Origin of the sequence: Thiomonas bhubaneswarensis (assembly GCF_001418255.1) — a bacterium.
GTDB classification, from domain to species: Bacteria; Pseudomonadota; Gammaproteobacteria; order Burkholderiales; family Burkholderiaceae_C; genus Thiomonas; species Thiomonas bhubaneswarensis.
Genome location: NZ_LIPV01000007.1, coordinates 105,255 through 123,095 on the forward strand (window position 1 = coordinate 105,255; position 17,841 = coordinate 123,095).

At 63.8% G+C, this 17,841-nt stretch carries 16 protein-coding genes; 11 read left to right on the plus strand and 5 right to left on the minus strand.

Annotated features, from left to right (window positions below; all coding sequences use genetic code 11):
• The first annotated feature begins 20 nt into the window (after positions 1-20).
• From ASC45_RS10570 to ASC45_RS10580, 3 genes are all read left to right on the plus strand, one after another.
• Entirely contained in the window at positions 21-368 is a 348-nt protein-coding gene (locus tag ASC45_RS10570) for a hypothetical protein (protein ID WP_055451001.1), read from the plus strand.
• Between the two features lie 52 nt (positions 369-420).
• A complete protein-coding gene (locus ASC45_RS10575) occupies positions 421-1,362 on the plus strand; it encodes a homoserine kinase (RefSeq protein ID WP_055451002.1) in 942 nt (313 codons plus the stop codon).
• 69 nt (positions 1,363-1,431) lie between these two features.
• Positions 1,432-2,217, plus strand: a complete 786-nt coding sequence (locus ASC45_RS10580; protein ID WP_055451003.1) for a BPSS1780 family membrane protein — start codon at positions 1,432-1,434, stop codon at positions 2,215-2,217.
• 3 nt (positions 2,218-2,220) lie between these two features.
• On the opposite strand, the gene ASC45_RS10585 is transcribed toward ASC45_RS10580, so the two are convergent.
• Genes ASC45_RS10585 through ASC45_RS10605 form a run of 5 tightly spaced genes read right to left on the minus strand, consistent with a single transcriptional unit; the run spans position 2,221 to position 6,856 of the window.
• Positions 2,221-2,967 carry an ATP-binding cassette domain-containing protein gene (locus tag ASC45_RS10585; RefSeq protein ID WP_055451097.1) on the minus strand — a complete coding sequence of 249 codons (747 nt, stop codon included), beginning with the start codon at positions 2,965-2,967 and terminating at the stop codon, positions 2,221-2,223.
• A 2-nt stretch (positions 2,968-2,969) separates the two neighbouring features.
• Positions 2,970-3,803 (minus strand): ABC transporter ATP-binding protein, encoded by an 834-nt coding sequence (locus tag ASC45_RS10590; protein ID WP_055451004.1) that lies wholly within the window; start codon positions 3,801-3,803, stop codon positions 2,970-2,972.
• Entirely contained in the window at positions 3,800-4,747 is a 948-nt protein-coding gene (locus ASC45_RS10595) for a branched-chain amino acid ABC transporter permease (protein ID WP_055451005.1), read from the minus strand. Before ASC45_RS10595 ends, ASC45_RS10590 begins: the two co-directional genes overlap by 4 nt.
• Complete coding sequence (locus ASC45_RS10600) at positions 4,744-5,649, minus strand: branched-chain amino acid ABC transporter permease (RefSeq protein WP_055451098.1); 906 nt, start codon at positions 5,647-5,649, stop codon at positions 4,744-4,746. The genes ASC45_RS10595 and ASC45_RS10600 overlap by 4 nt, the downstream gene beginning before the upstream one ends.
• 58 nt (positions 5,650-5,707) lie before the next feature.
• A complete protein-coding gene (locus ASC45_RS10605; protein WP_082454362.1) occupies positions 5,708-6,856 on the minus strand; it encodes a branched-chain amino acid ABC transporter substrate-binding protein in 1,149 nt (382 codons plus the stop codon).
• A gap of 349 nt (positions 6,857-7,205) precedes the next feature.
• Here ASC45_RS10605 and putA point away from each other — a divergent pair, with 349 nt between their 5' ends.
• The 8 genes from putA (at position 7,206) to ASC45_RS10640 (ending at position 17,619) form a co-directional block, all read left to right on the plus strand.
• Complete coding sequence (gene putA / locus ASC45_RS10610) at positions 7,206-11,063, plus strand: trifunctional transcriptional regulator/proline dehydrogenase/L-glutamate gamma-semialdehyde dehydrogenase (protein ID WP_055451006.1); 3,858 nt, start codon at positions 7,206-7,208, stop codon at positions 11,061-11,063.
• Positions 11,064-11,427: 364 nt separating this feature from the next.
• Positions 11,428-12,636, plus strand: coding sequence for a tyrosine-type recombinase/integrase (locus tag ASC45_RS10615; RefSeq protein WP_055451007.1), 1,209 nt, complete (start codon positions 11,428-11,430; stop codon positions 12,634-12,636).
• Positions 12,637-12,803: 167 nt separating this feature from the next.
• Positions 12,804-12,980 (plus strand): hypothetical protein, encoded by a 177-nt coding sequence (locus ASC45_RS15750; RefSeq protein ID WP_156346983.1) that lies wholly within the window; start codon positions 12,804-12,806, stop codon positions 12,978-12,980.
• Positions 12,973-13,227, plus strand: coding sequence for a hypothetical protein (locus ASC45_RS10620; RefSeq protein WP_055451008.1), 255 nt, complete (start codon positions 12,973-12,975; stop codon positions 13,225-13,227). Before ASC45_RS15750 ends, ASC45_RS10620 begins: the two co-directional genes overlap by 8 nt.
• A 105-nt stretch (positions 13,228-13,332) precedes the next feature.
• Positions 13,333-13,917, plus strand: a complete 585-nt coding sequence (locus tag ASC45_RS10625; protein WP_141655775.1) for a hypothetical protein — start codon at positions 13,333-13,335, stop codon at positions 13,915-13,917.
• A 127-nt stretch (positions 13,918-14,044) separates the two neighbouring features.
• Positions 14,045-14,317 carry a helix-turn-helix transcriptional regulator gene (locus ASC45_RS10630; RefSeq protein WP_055451010.1) on the plus strand — a complete coding sequence of 91 codons (273 nt, stop codon included), beginning with the start codon at positions 14,045-14,047 and terminating at the stop codon, positions 14,315-14,317.
• Between the two features lies 1 nt (position 14,318).
• Positions 14,319-14,630: a hypothetical protein gene (locus ASC45_RS10635; RefSeq protein WP_055451011.1), complete on the plus strand. Its 312-nt coding sequence runs from the start codon at positions 14,319-14,321 to the stop codon at positions 14,628-14,630.
• 13 nt (positions 14,631-14,643) lie between these two features.
• Positions 14,644-17,619: a DUF927 domain-containing protein gene (locus ASC45_RS10640; RefSeq protein WP_055451012.1), complete on the plus strand. Its 2,976-nt coding sequence runs from the start codon at positions 14,644-14,646 to the stop codon at positions 17,617-17,619.
• Positions 17,620-17,841: the final 222 nt, after the last annotated feature.

The window sequence follows — 17,841 nt, forward strand, 5'->3', positions numbered from 1 at the left end:
GCGCGCCGTAAAATCGACGCATGAAGTCGCTCCGCTCCGCTCCAGTCCTTTGCGCCCTTGGCGTGTCGTCGTTGCTTGTCGGCGTTTTTCCGCCGCAGGTCGCTCACGCGCAGTCCAAGCCTGCTGCACCACTGACGGATACCCAACCCAAGCCCAAGTTCCCCGAACCTCTCGTGCGCGAGAACGTCACTCAGGATCGGACCGTGCGTATTCAGGAGCAGCAGGTGCGCGGAGCGACCACTTCCATTCAGGTTCAGCCCCTGCATGGCGGCGCTGCCTACAACATCGTGCCGCCGTCCATCTCGTCCAACACCGATCCGGCCCACATGGAGGGGCAGGCGCAGTGGAAGGTGTTCACCTTCAAGTAACCCCCTGACGGGCCGCCACCTTGGCCCGCCCTCATCTTTCCGATTCCCGTTCATGGCCGTTTTCACACCGCTCGATGAAGCAGAGGTCGACGCTTGGCTGTCTCGCTTCGATCTGGGCACGCGCACCGACCTGCAAGGCATCGCCAGCGGGATCGAAAACACCAATTACTTTTTGACGACCACGCGGGGCCAGTTCGTGCTCACGCTGTTCGAGCGGCTGCAGCCCGAGCAGTTGCCCTTCTACCTCGGGCTGATGCACCACCTCGCCGCGCATGGCGTTCCCGTCCCCGACCCCATGCCCGACCGCGCCAGGCAAACGCTGCATACGCTCAAAGGCAAACCGGCCGCGTTGGTAACGCGGCTGAAAGGTCGCAGCCAGTTGCAGCCGCAGGCGGTGCATTGCGCGCAGGTGGGCCACTGGCTGGCGCGCATGCATCTGGCCGCGCGCGACTACGGCGGCACGCTGCCCAATCTGCGCGGGCTGGCTTGGCAGCGCCGCATCATTCCCGAAATCCTGCCCTATCTCACGGGGGATCAGCGCGCGCTCATCAGCGCCGAACTCGCGCACCAGACCGCCGTCGCCGAATCGGCGACCTATGCTTCGCTGCCTCGCAGCGCCGTGCATGCCGACCTGTTCCGCGACAACGTGCTGTTCGAGGGCGAGACGCTTTCCGGCATCTTCGATTTCTACTTCGCCGGGGTCGATACCTGGCTGTTCGATCTGGCCGTCGCGCTCAATGACTGGTGCATCCACCTGGAGACAGGCGCGTTCGATGCCCCGCGCCGCGATGCGCTGCTGCAGGCCTATCAGGCCGTGCGCCCCCTCACCGAGGTCGAGCACAGCCTGCTGCCCGACGCCCTGCGCGCCGCCGCGCTGCGCTTCTGGACCTCGCGCCTGGCCGACTACCACCTGCCCCGCGACGCCCATCTGCTCACCCCGCACGACCCCGCGCACTTCGAGCGCGTGCTGCGTCAGCGCCTCATGCCAGACTGACCCTGGCCCTTTGGGCTGCCGATACCATGGCAGCTCATCCGGCCATCCTCCCCTGCTCTCCCTCCTGACATGCAACTGCGCACCGTTCCTGCCCGCGAAGGCCTGATCTGGGTCCAAAGTGGTTTTCGCCGCCTGGCGACGCAACCATGGGCCGCGCTGCTGATGATCGTGGCCTACATCGTCGTGACCGGATTCGTCTCGGCTCTTCCCTTCATCGGCCTCGTGTTCCCGCTGCTCGTGGTGCAGTTCGGCACGATAGGGTTCATGCAAGCCAGCCGACAGATCGCGCAGAAGCAACCCCTCTGGCCCACGGTACTGCTCACCGGCTTTCGCGCCGGCCCTCAGGCGCTGCGACATATGGTGACTCTGGCGGTGCTCTACACCCTGGCCGTGCTGCTGGTGCTCGGGGTGGGATCGCTGTTCGACGGCGGCGCCATGCTGCGCCTGCTGCTCCTCGGCGACAAACCACCGGCAAGCACCATCGCCGACGGTAGCCTGCGCATGGGGGCCATTGCCGCGACCCTGGCCTATGTACCGGTTTCGCTGGCCTTCTGGCTGGCGCCGCCCCTGGTGGTCTGGCACGCCATGCCGCCCGTCAAGGCGCTGTTCTACAGCTTCGTGCTGTGCGTGCGCAACCTCAAGGCGTTCGCGATTTACGCGGTGCAGTGGCTGCTGCTGTTCCTCAGCCTGCCCACGCTCATCGTGCTGGTCGCCAGCCTGCTGGGCGCCAGCGAAGCGCTGTCGGCCACGCTGAGCATGCCCGTGGTCATCGCCCTGTTTCTGGCCTATATCCTGTCGTTCTACGCCAGCTACGAATCGCTGATCGGCGCTGAGGCTGCAACACCTGCAGCGTGATCGTCAGGAGTCGTCAGCCTGTGTGCTGATCGCGGCATGAGAACCAGACTCCTTGCCAAGGTAGGTGGCTTGCACCTCGGGCGACGCCAGAAGCTCCTGGGCTGACCCCTGCAGCGCAATCCGGCCGGTCTCGAGCACATAACCGCGATCGGCCAGTTTCAGCGCCATTCGCGCGTTCTGCTCGACCAGCAGCACGGTCATGCCCTGTTCGCGGATCTGCCGCAAAGTGCGAAAGATGTCGCGCACGATGATCGGTGCCAGACCCAGGCTGGGCTCATCGAGCAGCAACAGGGTCGGCTTGGCCATCAGAGCGCGGCCGATCGCCAGCATCTGCTGCTCGCCGCCCGAAAGCGTACCCGCGTATTGGGCGCGACGTTCGGCCAGCCTTGGAAACATCTGGAGCACACGTTGCATGCTGCCCTTGGCCTCTGCGGTCGGCCGGGTGTAGCCACCCAACAGCAGATTCTCGGCCACGCTCAATGTGGGAAACACCCGCCGTCCCTCAGGAACCTGCGAAATGCCCTGACGAACGATGTTGTCCGCCCCAACCCGGACAATGGACTTGCCGCGCAACTTCACATCGCCAGCGTGCGGCCGCAACAGGCCGCTGATGGTGCGCATCAACGTCGTCTTGCCTGCCCCGTTCGCCCCGAGCAGGGTCACGATCTCACCCTCGCTCACCGACAGGCTCACGCCCCTGAGAGCCTGGATATGGCCGTAGCGCACGTCGAGCTTTTCGATCTCGAGCAGATTCATGCACCACCTCTTGCTGCCGTGTCCTGCGGCTGTTCAGCGTCCTCATCCTCGTCCTTGCCAAGATAGGCCTCGATGACTTCGGGATGCGCACGGATCTGCTCGGGTCTGCCCTCGGCAATCTTGCGTCCGAAATTGATACAGACGATGCTGTCGGTCACGTTCATCACCACGTTCATATCGTGCTCGACCAGCAAGACGCTGATGCCCTCATCGCGCACATCCAGAATGGTGCGATTGAGTGCAGCGGATTCCTGATCGTTGAGCCCCGCAGCCGGCTCGTCGAGAATCAGCAGCTTGGGCCGGGCAGCCAACGCACGCGCCAGCTCGACACGACGCTGCACGCCGTAGGGCAGAGAGGCAACGTCCTCATACGCGAGATGATCGAGTTGCAAGCGTGCGAGCAACTCCGTCACCGTGGCACGCAGCTCGGTCTCCTCCTGCCGCTGCGACGGGGTGCGCAGGAGCCCCTGCCACCATTGCTGCCGGGTCTTCAGGTGCAGTCCGGCCAGCACGTTGACCAGCACGCTCTGGCCGTAAAACAGCCGGATGGTCTGGAAGGTGCGAAAGATGCCGACCCGGGCGATGCGGTGCGGCGCCCACCCCGTGATATCTCGGCCATCGAAGATGATCCGCCCTTCGGTTGGCTTGTAAACCCCGGTGATCATGTTGAACGCAGTGGTCTTGCCAGCGCCATTGGGGCCGATCAATCCGACGATTTGTCCCTGTCCGACGGAGAAGCTCAGATCGTCGACAGCCTGCAGTCCGCCGAAACGGATGCCCACACCATCCAGACGCAACAGTTCGTCAGGGCTCGTGAGCGAAACGGTCATGCCTTCTCCCGCAGTTGCCGCGCCCGCGGCCAGATGCCTTGCGGGCGCAGCACCATGACCAGGACCATGGCGATGCCGAAGACGAAATAACGGTACTGGGCGAAGCTGCGGAAGGCCTGCGGCACGACGAACATCAACGTCGTCCCGAGCAGCACTCCGGGGATGGAGCCCTGCCCGCCGACCAGCACGATCGCGAACAACGTTACCGATTCGGTGAACACGAACGCACCCGGGCTGACCGCTGCCATCAGCGTGGCGAACAGCGTGCCGCCAAACCCAGCCAGCGCGGCACCGAGCGCGAACGCCAGCACGCGGTAAAGGTGGGTGTCGATCCCCATGGTCGTAGCCGCAAGCTGGTCATGCTTGATGTAGTAGAAGGTCCGTCCCAGGTGAGAACGGTCCAGGTTTCGGATCAACACCAGCGCCACCGCAAACGCCAGCCAATCGAGCCAGAACTGCGCTGAAGCGCTGGCGATCTGCCATCCGAACAGACTGGGCACGCCAATGCCGAAGATGCCATCGGCGCCGCCGGTGATGTGTCCGACGTTGTTGTTCAACGCAAGCACGAATATCGCATTGAAGCCGATGGTCGCCACCAGCAGGTAGTCGCCGCGCAGCCTGACGATGGGAGCAGCCAGCACCGCCCCCACAAGCGCGGCTGCCAGCACTGCCAGCGGCCAGGTGGCGAACACCGGCCAGCCGAACTGGGTGTTCAGGATGGCCGTGACGTAGGCCCCGATACCGAAATACACGGCGTGCCCCATGTCGAACATGCCAGCGCGGCCGAGCACCAGGTCCTGGCTCAACGCAACAATCGCATACACCGCAAAGAGCGATGCGATGAACACCCAGGTTGGATCGAGGACGAACGGAATCGCCAGACCCATCACCCAGAGCGCCGACCCGAGCAGGGGATGACGCAGCGCTGCGACGATTTTGCTCATACCTTCTCCGCGACACGTTCGCCGAGCAGCCCGGTTGGACGCACGAGCAGGATGCCTATCAGCAGGGCGAAGGTGATCGCCTCCTGCCAGGAGCTCGAAATGAAGCCTGCAGCGAAGGCATTGAACAGCCCCAGCAACACGCCGCCGAGCATCGCCCCGGGGATGTTGCCGATGCCCCCGATGATCGCCGCGATAAAGGCATTCAGGCCGTAGGTCCAGCCCATGGTGAAATAGACCTGTCGATAGTACAGACCAATGAACAGGCCACCGATCGCACCAACCGCCGGGCCGATCACGAAGACGCTGACGATCACGCGGTTGACGTTGATGCCCATGAGTCGCGCTGCATCCTGGTCACTGGCCGTGGCACGCATTGCGGTGCCGTAGCGGGTATGGTGGACGAACCAGTAGAGCAAGGCCATCAGCAGCGCGCTTCCCGCGATGATCAGCAATTGCACGAGGTCGATGCGTGCGCCACCGAAGGTCCAGTGCATCGACGGCAAGAGATTGCTGGGAAACACCTGCAGCTGTGGCCCCCAGATCAACATGATGCCGTTCTCGATGAACAGCGATGCGCCCAATGCAGAAACGACGGCTGACAAGCGATCGGCCTTGCGCAGTGGCCGGTACGCGGTGAATTCGAGCACCACACCAGCCACGCCCACCACCACTGCGGCGGCAAGGAATGCGGCCCCGAGCAGCAACAGTTGCGACTGTCCACTGCCGGCTCCCGACCCAAGCGCCACGAGACCGATATAGGCGCCGAAGATGCAAAGATCTCCATGCGCGAAATTGATCAGCCGCAACACGCCGTAGACCATGGTGTAGCCCAGCGCGATCAACGCGTAGATGCCGCCTACCGTCAGGCCGTTGACAAGCTGCTGAAGCACGGTGCTCAGCATCACGATGTCTCCCCCGCGCGAGACGGCTGCTGCCGCCACGCGCAATGGCTATGCAAGATCAGTGGCTAGCTGCCGAAGCGGGATAGATGATCTTGTAGCTACCGTCTGGCATCACCTCAAAAGCGACATACGGGCTGCCGGTGCGCTCGCCGACTGCATTCCAGGAGAAAGTTCCGGTCAGCCCCTCGAAGTCCTTCAACTCATGCAGTGCCGGGATCAGTTTGCCGGGCTCGACGCTCTTGATCTTCTCGGCGGTCGCAATGATGGCGCGCAGGCCATCGGCGTTGGTCAGGGTGAAGATGCTCGGGGGCATGTGGCCATAGGCAGCCTTGAACTGCGTGAGGAACTCCTTGGCCGCCGGGTAGGGCAGGTCTTGCGGCGCCGGTACGTTGATGATGACAGCGCCAGCGGCCGCCTTGCCCGCGATCTTCGCGAAAGCCACGTTCTGGTTGGCATCACCACCGATGAACTTGGCCTTCATGCCGAGCTGCGCCATCTGTGCCTTGATCAGTCCGCCGTCGGTGTAGTAGCCGGAGAAGTAAACCGCCTGGGGCTGCATGGCGTTCAGCTTGGTCAGCACCGGCGTGTAATTTTGCGATCCGGCGTTGATGAACGCCTTGTCGACCACGTCGATCCCTTCTTTCTTTGCATCGGCGACGACCGCGTCGGCCAGCCCGGTGGCGAAGCTGGAGTGATCCGTAATAACAGCGATTTTTTTCAAGCCCGCTGCCTTGAAGTAGCCCGCCGTGAACAACGCTTCGGCGCTGTTCGGTGGCGCGTTGCGGAAGAAGGTCTTGAAGCCGTGCGCAGTCAGTTCATCGCTGGTGCCGTCAGAGGTCTGGATCACATTGGCACGGGCGTAGATCGGTTCGGCAGCGAGCGCCGCACCGCTGGTGTAGCTGCCGATGACGGCTAGCACCCCATCATTGACCAGTTGCCGCGCACAGATCGCTGCGGGAGCCGCCTCGCCTTGGTCGTCGCAGACCTTGACCTCGAGCGTGTGGCCGAGCAGACCACCCTTGGCGTTCTGCTGCTTGACCAACAGCTTCACCGCGTCAGCGATACCCTGGCCTTCATTCGCATACTGTCCGGTGATCGGGGCCTGTACGCCGATCTTGATCAGCGAAGCAGCCTGGGCCTGAGCCACTCCCAGGCCCAGACCTGCCGCCATCAGGCTCGTCAACACGATTTTGCTGAAACGTTGCATTGCTGTCTCCTTGTCGCAAAGTGAACGGGCGATCTTGCCTCTACAGCACCAAGACCAACGGTGACTCGTACTTCAGGTACTGCGAGGCTCAATGAATCGAGCCGAGAAATACGCCTTGCCGCCCGACTCCATGAACCCATTGCAGATGTCTTGATCCACAGGCGGTGACGGGCACCGGGCTGCCTGCTGCCATAGGGTGCAAGATACTGCGCGCATGACAATCGCGCATCGGGGTTGCACCTTTTTTGATGTAAAAAGTTGTACCCAATGACGAAGGCGCCTACTGATTTGCCTTAAGCTTCAACTTGAGGTGCAACCCTTTTCCGATTCAAACATTTAAGGCGCAACCATGGCCGTGACCACCATCGGCGTGAAGCTCGACGAACAGATTCGTATGCGGCTCAAAGCCGCCGCCGAGGCGAACGGGCGGACGCCTCACTTCGTCGTCAAGCAGTTGATACTGCAGGGTCTCGAACGCCTAGAAAATGGCGAAAGCCTGGTATCGGAACAGGGCCCAGACAACGCTGGGGAGATCGCAGAGATACCGGACGAGTCTCCCACGGCGTTGGTGCCGTTTCTCGATCTCGCCCATGAGGTGCAACCGCAGACGGTACTGCGCGCCGCAGTGACTGCCGCCTATCGTCGCCCGGAGGCCGAATGCGTTCCCGCCTTGTTGTCCCAGGCCAGACTCCCACCACCTCTTTCGGTAGCGGCACAGCAGACCGCAACGATGCTGGCGACGCGGTTGCGCTCCAAACGCACCCGGGGCATCGTTGAAACGCTTCTGCAGGAATATGCCCTGTCGAGCCAGGAAGGCATCGCGCTGATGTGCCTCGCCGAAGCCTTGCTGCGCATCCCCGATACCCCGACCCGCGACGCCCTGATACGTGACAAGATAGGCGCCGGCAACTGGCAGAACCACCTGGGAAGAGGCCGATCGTTGTTCGTCAACGCCGCCACCTGGGGGCTGCTGCTCACCGGACGTCTGGTCGCAACCAGCAGTGAAGCGAGCCTGTCGTCCGTGCTCGCGCGTCTGGTCGCCCGTGGCGGCGAGCCTATGGTGCGCGGCGGGGTAAATATCGCGATGCGATTGATGGGTGAGCAGTTCGTGCTGGGGCAGACGATCGCCGATGCCCTGGCCAACAGCCGCAAGCGGGAAGCGAAGGGGTTCCGTCATTCCTATGACATGCTGGGAGAGGCCGCGGTCACTGCCCATGACGCCGAACGCTACCTGCGCGATTACGAGCAGGCCATCCATGCCATCGGCAAGTCGGCGCAAAGGCGCGGCATCTACGATGGCCCGGGCATATCGATCAAGTTGTCGGCACTGCACCCCAGGTACAGCCGGGCGCAACGTCACCGGGTCATGGATGAACTGCTGCCCCGGCTGGCACATCTGGCACGGCTGGCGCGGCAATACGACATCGGCCTGAACATCGACGCCGAAGAAGCCGACCGCCTCGAACTTTCCCTCGACCTGCTGGAGAGCCTGTGCTTCGATCCCGTGCTGCAGGGCTGGAACGGCATCGGCTTCGTGGTGCAGGCTTACCAAAAGCGTGCGCCCTTTGTGCTCGATGTGTTGATCGATCTGGCGCATCGCTCCAAGCGGCGTCTGATGGTGCGTCTGGTCAAGGGAGCCTACTGGGACAGCGAAATCAAGCGCGCACAAATCGACGGCCTCGAAGGATTCCCGGTGTTCACCCGCAAGGTTCACACCGATGTGTCGTATCTGGCCTGCGCCCGCAAGCTCCTCGAGGCGCCAGAGGCGGTGTTTCCCCAGTTCGCCACACACAACGCGCACACCGTCGCGGCGATCCACGCCATGGCGGGCGAGAACTTCTACGCTGGCCAGTACGAATTCCAGTGTCTGCATGGCATGGGTGAGCCGCTTTATGAAGAGGTGATCTCTGCCGAAGGTCTGAACCGGCCGTGTCGAATCTACGCCCCGGTCGGCACCCACGAGACGCTGCTCGCCTACCTGGTTCGCCGACTGCTCGAGAACGGCGCCAACACCTCCTTCGTTCACAGGATCAACGATCCCTCGGTGAGTCTGGACGAGCTCGTCGCCGACCCCGTCGACATCGCCGAACGCATCTCCCCGCTGGGTGCGGGGCATGAGAAGATCGCGCTACCGCGCACACTGTACGGCTCCGAGCGCGACAACTCGGCCGGCTTCGATCTGAGCAACGAGCAGCGTCTGGGCTCACTCGCGGCGGCTGCGCTGGCTGGCGTCGATGCGACCTGGAAGGCACGACCGATTCTCGCCACCGGCGAGATCGATGGCCCTACGCGCCCTGCGCGCAACCCGGCGGATCTGCGCGATCAGGTCGGCACCGTTACCGAGGCGCAGCCCGAGCAGATCGATACCGCCGTGACGCTGGCATTGCAGGCGGCACCGGTCTGGCAGGCCACACCGGCCGCTGACCGTGCCGCGATTCTGCAACGTGCCGCCGAACTGTTCGAGGAGCGCCTGCCCTGGCTGGTCGGCCTGATCGTGCGCGAAGCCGGGCGCACCCTGCCCGCGGCAATCGGCGAAGTGCGAGAAGCGGTCGATTTCCTGCGCTACTACGCCTCGCAGGTGGCCACGCGCTTTCACAACGCCGAGCACAGACCGCTCGGACCGATGGTCGCGATCAGTCCGTGGAACTTCCCACTGGCCATCTTCACCGGACAGATCGCCGCGGCGCTGGCCGCAGGCAATGTCGTGCTCGCCAAACCTGCCGAGGAAACGCCACTCGTCGCTCACTCGGCCGTGCGCCTGCTTCTCGATGCGGGTGTGCCTCCGGGGGCGCTCCAGCTCTTGCCGGGCGATGGCCGAGTTGGTGCCGCGCTCGTGGGCGATGCCCGCATCCGCGGTGTGTTGTTCACCGGCTCCACGGAAGTGGCGCGACTGATCCAGACGCAGCTTGCCTCGCGCCTCGACGCCAAAGGCCTGCCGATTCCGTTGATTGCCGAGACCGGCGGACAGAATGCGATGGTCGTCGACTCCTCGGCGCTGCCCGAACAGGCCGTGGCCGACATCGTGTCGTCCGCCTTCGATTCAGCAGGCCAGCGCTGTTCTGCCCTGCGGATCTTGCTGGTCCAGGAAGACATCGCGCCGCGGCTGCTCGACATGCTGCGTGGCGCAATGGCCGAGCTGGCCATCGGTCGGCCCGACCGGCTCGGCACCGACGTCGGCCCGGTCATCAGCGCCGAAGCCCGAGACACCATCCTCGCCCATATCGATGCCATGCGCGATAGGGGGCTGACCATCTATTCCCCCGACCTCCCGCCCGAAACGCGCCGAGGCCATTTCGTCGCGCCAACCCTGATCGAGATTCCATCAATCGATGTCCTCGGGCGCGAGGTGTTCGGGCCGGTACTGCATGTGCTGCGCTACCGCAGCAGCGAACTCGACGCAGCGATCGACGCCGTGAACGCGCTGGGCTACGCGCTGACCTTCGGCATCCACAGCCGCATCGACGAGACCATCGCTCACGTCACGTCCCGCATCAATGCCGGGAACATCTATGTCAATCGCAACATGATCGGTGCCGTGGTCGGCGTGCAGCCCTTCGGCGGACATGCGCGCTCGGGCACCGGTCCAAAGGCGGGCGGGCCGCTCTATCTGCGCCGCCTGATCGCGCCGTCCTGCCCCCCGTTTCTGCCCTGCGCCGACCAGGCACCCGCCGCACTGGACCTGCTCACCGAGGCCGCACAGAGCCACGGCATCGACCCGGAAGCGTTGGGCAACTATGCCGTGCAGGCGCCGACATTTGAGCCCATCACCCTGCAAGGCCCGGTCGGCGAGCAGAACCAGTACGTGCTCAAGCCGCGAGGCGCCCTGCTTTGCCACGCCGACAGCCGCGACGGCCTGTTGCGTCAGGCCGCAGCCGCACTGGCCAGTGGAAACCGCGCGTTGCTGTCAGGGCCACATGCCCAGGCCGCTGCAAACATCATTCCCGAGACCCTGGTCGATTGGGTGCGACCGGCCCAGCCCGACGACGCCCCCGACGCCGCCTTGTATGCAGGCCATCCCGCAGGTCTGCTGACGCTGCAAGCCGAAGTCGCCCATTTCGAACACGCCGTTGTCCCGGTCTTTGCCCTGTCACCATGCGACAGCCTGGTCAATGCCGACTATCCGCTCGAACTTCTGCTGCATGAGCAGTCAATCAGCATCAACACGGCCGCCGCCGGCGGGAATGCCAGCCTCATGGCCATCGGCTGAATCGCGCATCCAAAGCGTGGAACGCATTCCCAAGGCCCAGGCAGCTGCCCATGCCGTGATCGGAACAATATCCGCAATCTACAGGCAAACACGCCAGCTCGTCGGACCAGGCAAAACCCGCGAGCAGGTTTCGGACTTCCAGAAAAGAAAAATCCCAAGTCACATCAATAACTTGGGATCATTTTTTGGCGGAGAGAGGGAAAGCCAAACCTTCGTTCGCACCTGTCCGCACCGCTCCACATATCCCTAGTAAATCCAGACACTTACAGCGCAGACTGTCCGCACCAATCCGCAAGAATCCCCTACAATCCGCGTCAACGGGTAAGACCGCCGGTAAGACCGGCGAAGTTGGCGGAGTGTGGACATGGCGACGAAATTGCACATCCTTTCAGCGCGCAAGGTGGAGACCGCAGGGCCGGGTTTTCACAGCGATGGCGGCAACTTGTATCTGCGCGTTCGAGACTCGAACTCACGCGCCTGGGTGTTCCGATACAAGGCCGCAGGCAACGTGCGGGAGATCGGCCTGGGGCCGCTGCACACCCGTTCGCTGGCAGAGGCCCGCGATGTGGCAGAGGCGATGCGCAAAGCGGTTGCTGCTGGCACCGATCCCGCCGATGTGATCCGCCCGCAGGAGGCGCAGGCACCCGGCAAGACGTTCGAGCAGTGCGCCACCGAGCTGATCGAGGCCAAGCGCCCCGGCTGGAAGAACGCCAAGCATGCGCAGCAGTGGGGTAACACCCTACGCGACTACGCCTTTCCCGCCATTGGCAACAAGCTGCCTGCCGAGATCAGCCTGGCTGACGTGAAAGCGATCCTGCTGCCGATGTGGGCAACCAAGACCGAGACCGCACAGCGCGTGCGAGGCCGCATCGAGGCGGTGCTGGACTACGCCGCCGTGCATGGCCTGTGCGACGGCACGCGCAACCCGGCAAGATGGAAAGGCACGCTCGACAAGGTGCTGCCCGCGCCGCGCAAAGTCACCAAGCCTGAGCATCACGCCGCAGCGCCTTATCAGGACGTTCCCCGCATCATGGCCGCGCTGGCAGAGAAAACGCACGTGTCCGCGCTGTGCTTGCAGTTCATCGTCTTGACGGCTGCGCGCAGTGGCGAGGCCAGAGGCGCGCGATGGGATGAGTTCGACTTGGACGCAGCGACTTGGACGATCCCGGCACACCGCATGAAGGCGGCAAGGCCGCACCGCGTGCCGCTGTCAGCGCCAGCAATCGAGATCATCAACACGATGACCGCGCTGCGCCGCCCTGGGGTTGACCTGGTGTTCCCCGGCGGCAGGGATAGCCTGCTGTCAGATGTTGCCGTCAACAAGACCCTGCACAGCATCGCGCCCGATGTGACTGCGCACGGCTTCAGATCGTCATTCCGTGTCTGGTGCGAGGAGCAGACCAGCTACCCGCGCAGCGTGACCGAGGCCGCGCTGGCGCACGTCAATGCCGACCGGGTAGAGGCCGCCTATCAACGATCTGACCTGTTCGAGCGACGCCGGGAATTGATGCGCGCATGGGCCGACTTCTGCACCGGCACCGGCAAGATCATTCACCTGGTGAGCGCGGCATGAGGCATTCGGCCAGCACGCCGGTTATCTTGCGTTCGGTTTTGCACCCGATTTTCCGGGGTAACTTCACCCCGAACCGATCCCGGCGGTTTTCCGGGAAAGGCGGGCCGCGCGGCGCACACACACCGCGCAGCCCTGACCACAACGCAACCTCTAAGGAGGTTCACATCATGGCTGAACAAGACCATATCACCACGGAAACCGAGAAGCGGCTGTTCTCCATTCGCAATCTCGCTCTCGGAGCAAATGCGCTGATCCGCGCGCACCATGACTACGACCAGAGCGATGATCTTGTCGCAGCGGTTGAGTTGCTTGCGCGCATCGCTGGGGAGGCCTGCCATGCTTAAGAGCGAACTCGGACTCGACGATGATCTGACAGCGGAAGAACTGGCAATTCGCATGCGCGGCGTCAAGCGGATCGAGTATTACGCGGCATGCGACCGCGTGCTGGCAGACGGCACAAAGGTGATTCAGTCGCCCCTTACCGGGCCGTTCCAACACGCAGAAGATGCTCGGAATGCAGCCAAAAATGCCCGCCTGCCCGCTGATGCAGTGACCGGCGTTTACATCGGCGAAATGCACTTTTTCCGCTGACCCTTTTCGCCCCGGCCTAGGCCCTGCCTGATCCGCAGTGCCGAAAAGCGCATTGCCCGTGTGCCTGGCCTGGGCACTTCTACCGGGTGCGCGATGGGCAATCGCATGAATCAAACCAGACGGGCCAGTCCACGGGCCGCAAAAAATCAAAAGACTTTGAGTGCGCTCGACTTGGCCGTCGATCTGGCGCACCGAATGTTTCCCGATGATGTCGTGATGCAGCGCGCTACGCACCCCGATATTGTGTCCAGCTTGGAGCGTGACGCGATGGCGGGCCGCATCACCCTGCGCCGTGTCGCAAATGGGGTTCGCGTGTCAGCGCAAGACATCTCCCGATCGGGGAATGCATGGTTTGTGCTTTTCGGTCTGACCGCTGACGAGTTTTCGGAATGGGCGGCGCAAGCTGTTGCATGGCCTGAGCCGTTAGAGCCAGAGAAGCCAGACGGAGAAAACCTCTCGGCCCGCGACGCCGACATCGTGGCGTTCATCCGCAAGTGCATAGGGCAACGGCAGCGGGATTACATCAAGCGCGCCGCCGCGCACTTCAGATTGGCTGATTCCACGATTCGAAAAATCTGGTATGCAGGCAGGTCAGAGGAAGAATCCAGACATGACAAGGCCAGCACCCCCAGAATGCCCAGCAGCCCATTTCAATCTGCGTTCAAGCAGCCGAAAAAACCGACTCGCTAATGAATCGCTACCGAGGCGCTATTGCCCTGCAAGCCGCGTCATTGCTTGATTTTCGATAGCGAGTTGCGCGCACCGCGGTAGCGCGCTCAAAGTTCATCGCATATTCAACTCGTTTCGAGAAAATGCGATGCAAACCAAACCCGTTCACCCCGTCAAAAATCCCCATGCACGCCGCCCGCAGCGCGTTGCTCCCGCCACCGAAAACATTCATCCTGACAGCCTCATTCGGCTGCATCAAATTCTCGGCCTGAACGGCGCTCCTCCGCTGCTGGCCTGTGGGCGAACCCAGTTCTACGCCTGGGTGAAGGAAGGCCGCTTGCCACCACCTCGAAAAGTGGGACATGCGTCATTTTGGCGCGCTGGCGACATCCTCGAAGCGCTGCAGCGCCTGGGGGCCTGAGATGACGCAAGCCGCCGATGAAGCATGCCGTTTGGCGATTGAGCGTGAGGCGCAGGATTTGCGCCGTTCGCCTGGCGTCAGCATCAGCGACGCAGCCGAATGGCCTGCGTTGCGTGACCTGCTGCGCAGCGCTCGCGTAGCGATTGCCGAGAGCATCCCAGCGACGTTTGAACACGAGGGCGCAACCTACCGCCTAACCGTGATCCCATGGCGTCTGGGGGTGCGAGTCTTTGGCCTTTCTGGCGACGGTGAACCGCTTTTCCAGAGCGTGGTCAATTCGAGCGCCGAACTCGGGCATCAGTCCGATGCTTGAGGCGCGGGGCTCTATGCGACAACATCTCACGCCCGACCAAATCCGCGAGGCCCTGGCCTGCATCCCTGCCGACTTGCCCCGTGAAGAATGGGCGCGGGTGGCGATGGCGATCAAGTCCGAGCTGGGGGATGGGGGCTTTGATCTGTTCAACGAGTGGAGCGCCAGCGGCAAAAGCTACGACGCCACCGCCGCCCGCGATACCTGGCGCAGCATCACGGCCAGCGGGCGCGTGACAATTGGCACTTTGCTGCACCTGGCAAAACAGCATGGCTACCGGCCCGCGCAACATGCACCACAGCCCGCCCTGTCCCGGCGACAGCGGGCCGCGCAAGCGGCAGAGCGCGCGCGGCGGGATGTTGCAGAGCGCGCAGCCCGCAAGGCCGCGCAAGACGCCGCAGCAGCCCTAGCCGTCCGCCTTTGGAGCGAGGCCAGCGACACCGGCGAAAGTCCTTACCTGGCGCAAAAGGGCTGCGGTGCGCATGGCGCGCGCTTCCTGCCCGATGAGCGGCTGTTGATCCCGATGCGCACCATCGACGGCGAGCTGCGCAACCTGCAGACCATCGCCCCAGCGCGCCCGGCAAACGGCCCGCAAAAGCGGTTTCTCAAGGGCGGACAGAAGACCGGCCTGCTGCACTGGCTGGGAGACCCCGCCGGGGCTGATGCGTTGCTGGTCTGTGAAGGCTACGCCACCGCCGCAAGCCTCTATGAGGCCACGGGCCGCCCGGTGGCCTGCGCTTTCGACAGCACGAACCTGCCGCACATTGCACGGGCGCTGCGCCAGCACTTCGGCCCGCAGCCGCTGCTGTTAATCGCGGGCGACAACGACTTCGAGACCGAGCAGCGCACCGGCAAGAACGCGGGCCGCATCGCAGCAGACAAAGCCGCCCGCCTGGCGCATGGCGCTGTGGTGCTGCCTGAAACTGCGCAGGGGCAGAACATCGACTTCAACGACGTGGTCCTCAGCGCCGGTTTCGAAGTCGTGAAGGCGCGCATCGAGCAGGCCATTGCGCAGGCCCGCGCCGCCGCGCCACCTGGCGATGATCTGCAGCACGCGCAGCAAGAACCCGCCGCCGCGCCACCTGGCGATGATCTGCAGCACGCGCAGCAAGAACCCGCCGCCGCGCCACCTGGCGATGATCTGCAGCACGCGCAGCAAGAACCCGCCGCCGCGCCACCTGGCGATGATCTGCAGCACGCGCAGCAAGAACCCGCCGCCGCGCCACCTGGCGATGATCTGCAGCACGCGCAGCACGTACACGCCGCCGTGCCTGGGCATGACCGCTTCAGCCTGAACGAGCGCGGTGTCTGGTTTGCCGAGATGGACGCTGAAGGGCGACCAAAGGCCCCGCTGTGGATTTGCAGCCCGCTGCGTGTGACAGCCCGCACCCGCGACGGGAACGGCGGCGATTGGGGGTTTCTGCTTGAGTTTGACGATCCCGCAGGCCACCCCCGCCAATGGGCCGCGCCCGCAAAGCTGTTGGCTGGGGACGGTGCAGAGTTTCGGGCCGCGCTGTTGTCGATGGGCCTGCGCATCAGAACGGCACCGCGCGCCCGGCAACTCTTGGCGACCTATGTGCAAAGCCGCAACCCGGACGCCTTCGCGCGCTGCGTGGATCGCCTGGGCTGGCATCCCGGCGGCGTGTACGTGCTGCATGATGAGGTGCTGGGCAACGCCAGCGAGCGCCTGATTTTTCAGAGCGAAGCCGCTGCCGAGAATACGCTGCGCCAGCGCGGCACCCTGGCGCAGTGGCGTGACCGCATTGCAGCTTATGCCGTGGGGAACAGCCGTTTGGTGTTTGCCATATCAGCCGCCTTCGCGGGCATGGCGTTGCGCCCTTCCGCCGAGAGCGGCGGCGGCTTCCACTTGGTCGGTCACAGCTCAAGCGGCAAGTCCACGGCGCTGCGCGTTGCCGCATCAATCTATGGGCCTTCCGCCTATGCGCAGAATTGGCGTGCAACATCAAACGCGATCGAGGGCACTGCTGCCGCACACTGTGACCGGCTGCTGATCCTCGACGAGATCGCGCAGATCGATGCGCGTGAGGTGGGCGAATGTTCCTACATGCTCAGCAACGGTGTCGGCAAAAGCCGCGCCAGCCGCACCGGCCTGCCGCGCCCGCGCTTGACCTGGCTACTGATGCTGCTGTCTGCAGGCGAAGTGGGCATTGCGCAGCACATGCTGTCGGCAAACAAAACCGCCCGCGCCGGGCAAGAGCTGCGCCTGGTCGATCTGCCCGCAGATGCCGGGGCTGGCATGGGGCTGTTCGAGAGGCTGCACGATAGGGAAACGCCGCAGGCGCTGGCGAGCTATCTCGGCAAGGCCGCAGACGCCTACCACGGCACCGCTGCCCGCGCCTTTCTGGAACACTGCGTCAGCCGGGCAGACACCCTGCGCCCGCACATGCGGGAGGCCGTCGAGCGCCTGGCGATGGACTGGATACCTGATGCCGCCAGCGGGCAGGTTCACCGTGTGGGGCGGCGCTTTGCCGTGGTGGGCGCTGCGGGTGAGCTGGCAACTGCGGCAGGCATCACCGGCTGGCCTGCTGGTGAAGCCGAACGCGCTGCGCGTCGGTGCTTCAATGATTGGCTGGCTGCGCGGGGCGGCCTAGGCAACAGCGAGGACAGGCAGCAGCTCGCACAGGTGCGGCGCTTTTTGGAGCTACACGGCGAGGGCCGCTTCACAGACTGGGCGCGCGCAGATGATGACCACGCGCCCCGCACCTTGAGCCGCGCGGGTTTTCGGAAGGCGGCCAAAGATGTCACAGGCTCTGTGGAGAGCTGGGACTACTTCGTTCTCCCAGAAACCTTCCGCCGGGAAGTCTGTGACGGTTTCGACTACCGCGCTGTGCTGCGCGTGTTGCGCGACAAAAACCACCTGCAGACGGACAAGGGCCGGGCATTTGACCGCACGGTTCGCCTACCTGGCCTGGGCCGGGCCGTGGTTTATCACATCCTGCCAAGCATCTTTGAGGGCGACGATGAAGCCTGAATTTGTGAGCCGGGCCGCCGGGTGCGGCGGCGCGCAGGGTCTCATTTTCGCGCAGCAAGAAGGCGCAGACATCGGCGCTCACCAGATGAAACCACCCGGCGGGCCGAACGGCTGTGCACGGCTGCGGAGAAATTTGTCTGCAGTCTGCAGTTTGATCGGGATTTGTCTGCAGTGCGAGTGCAGACAGAAAACACGTTTCTATTCAATACCTTACATGACTTT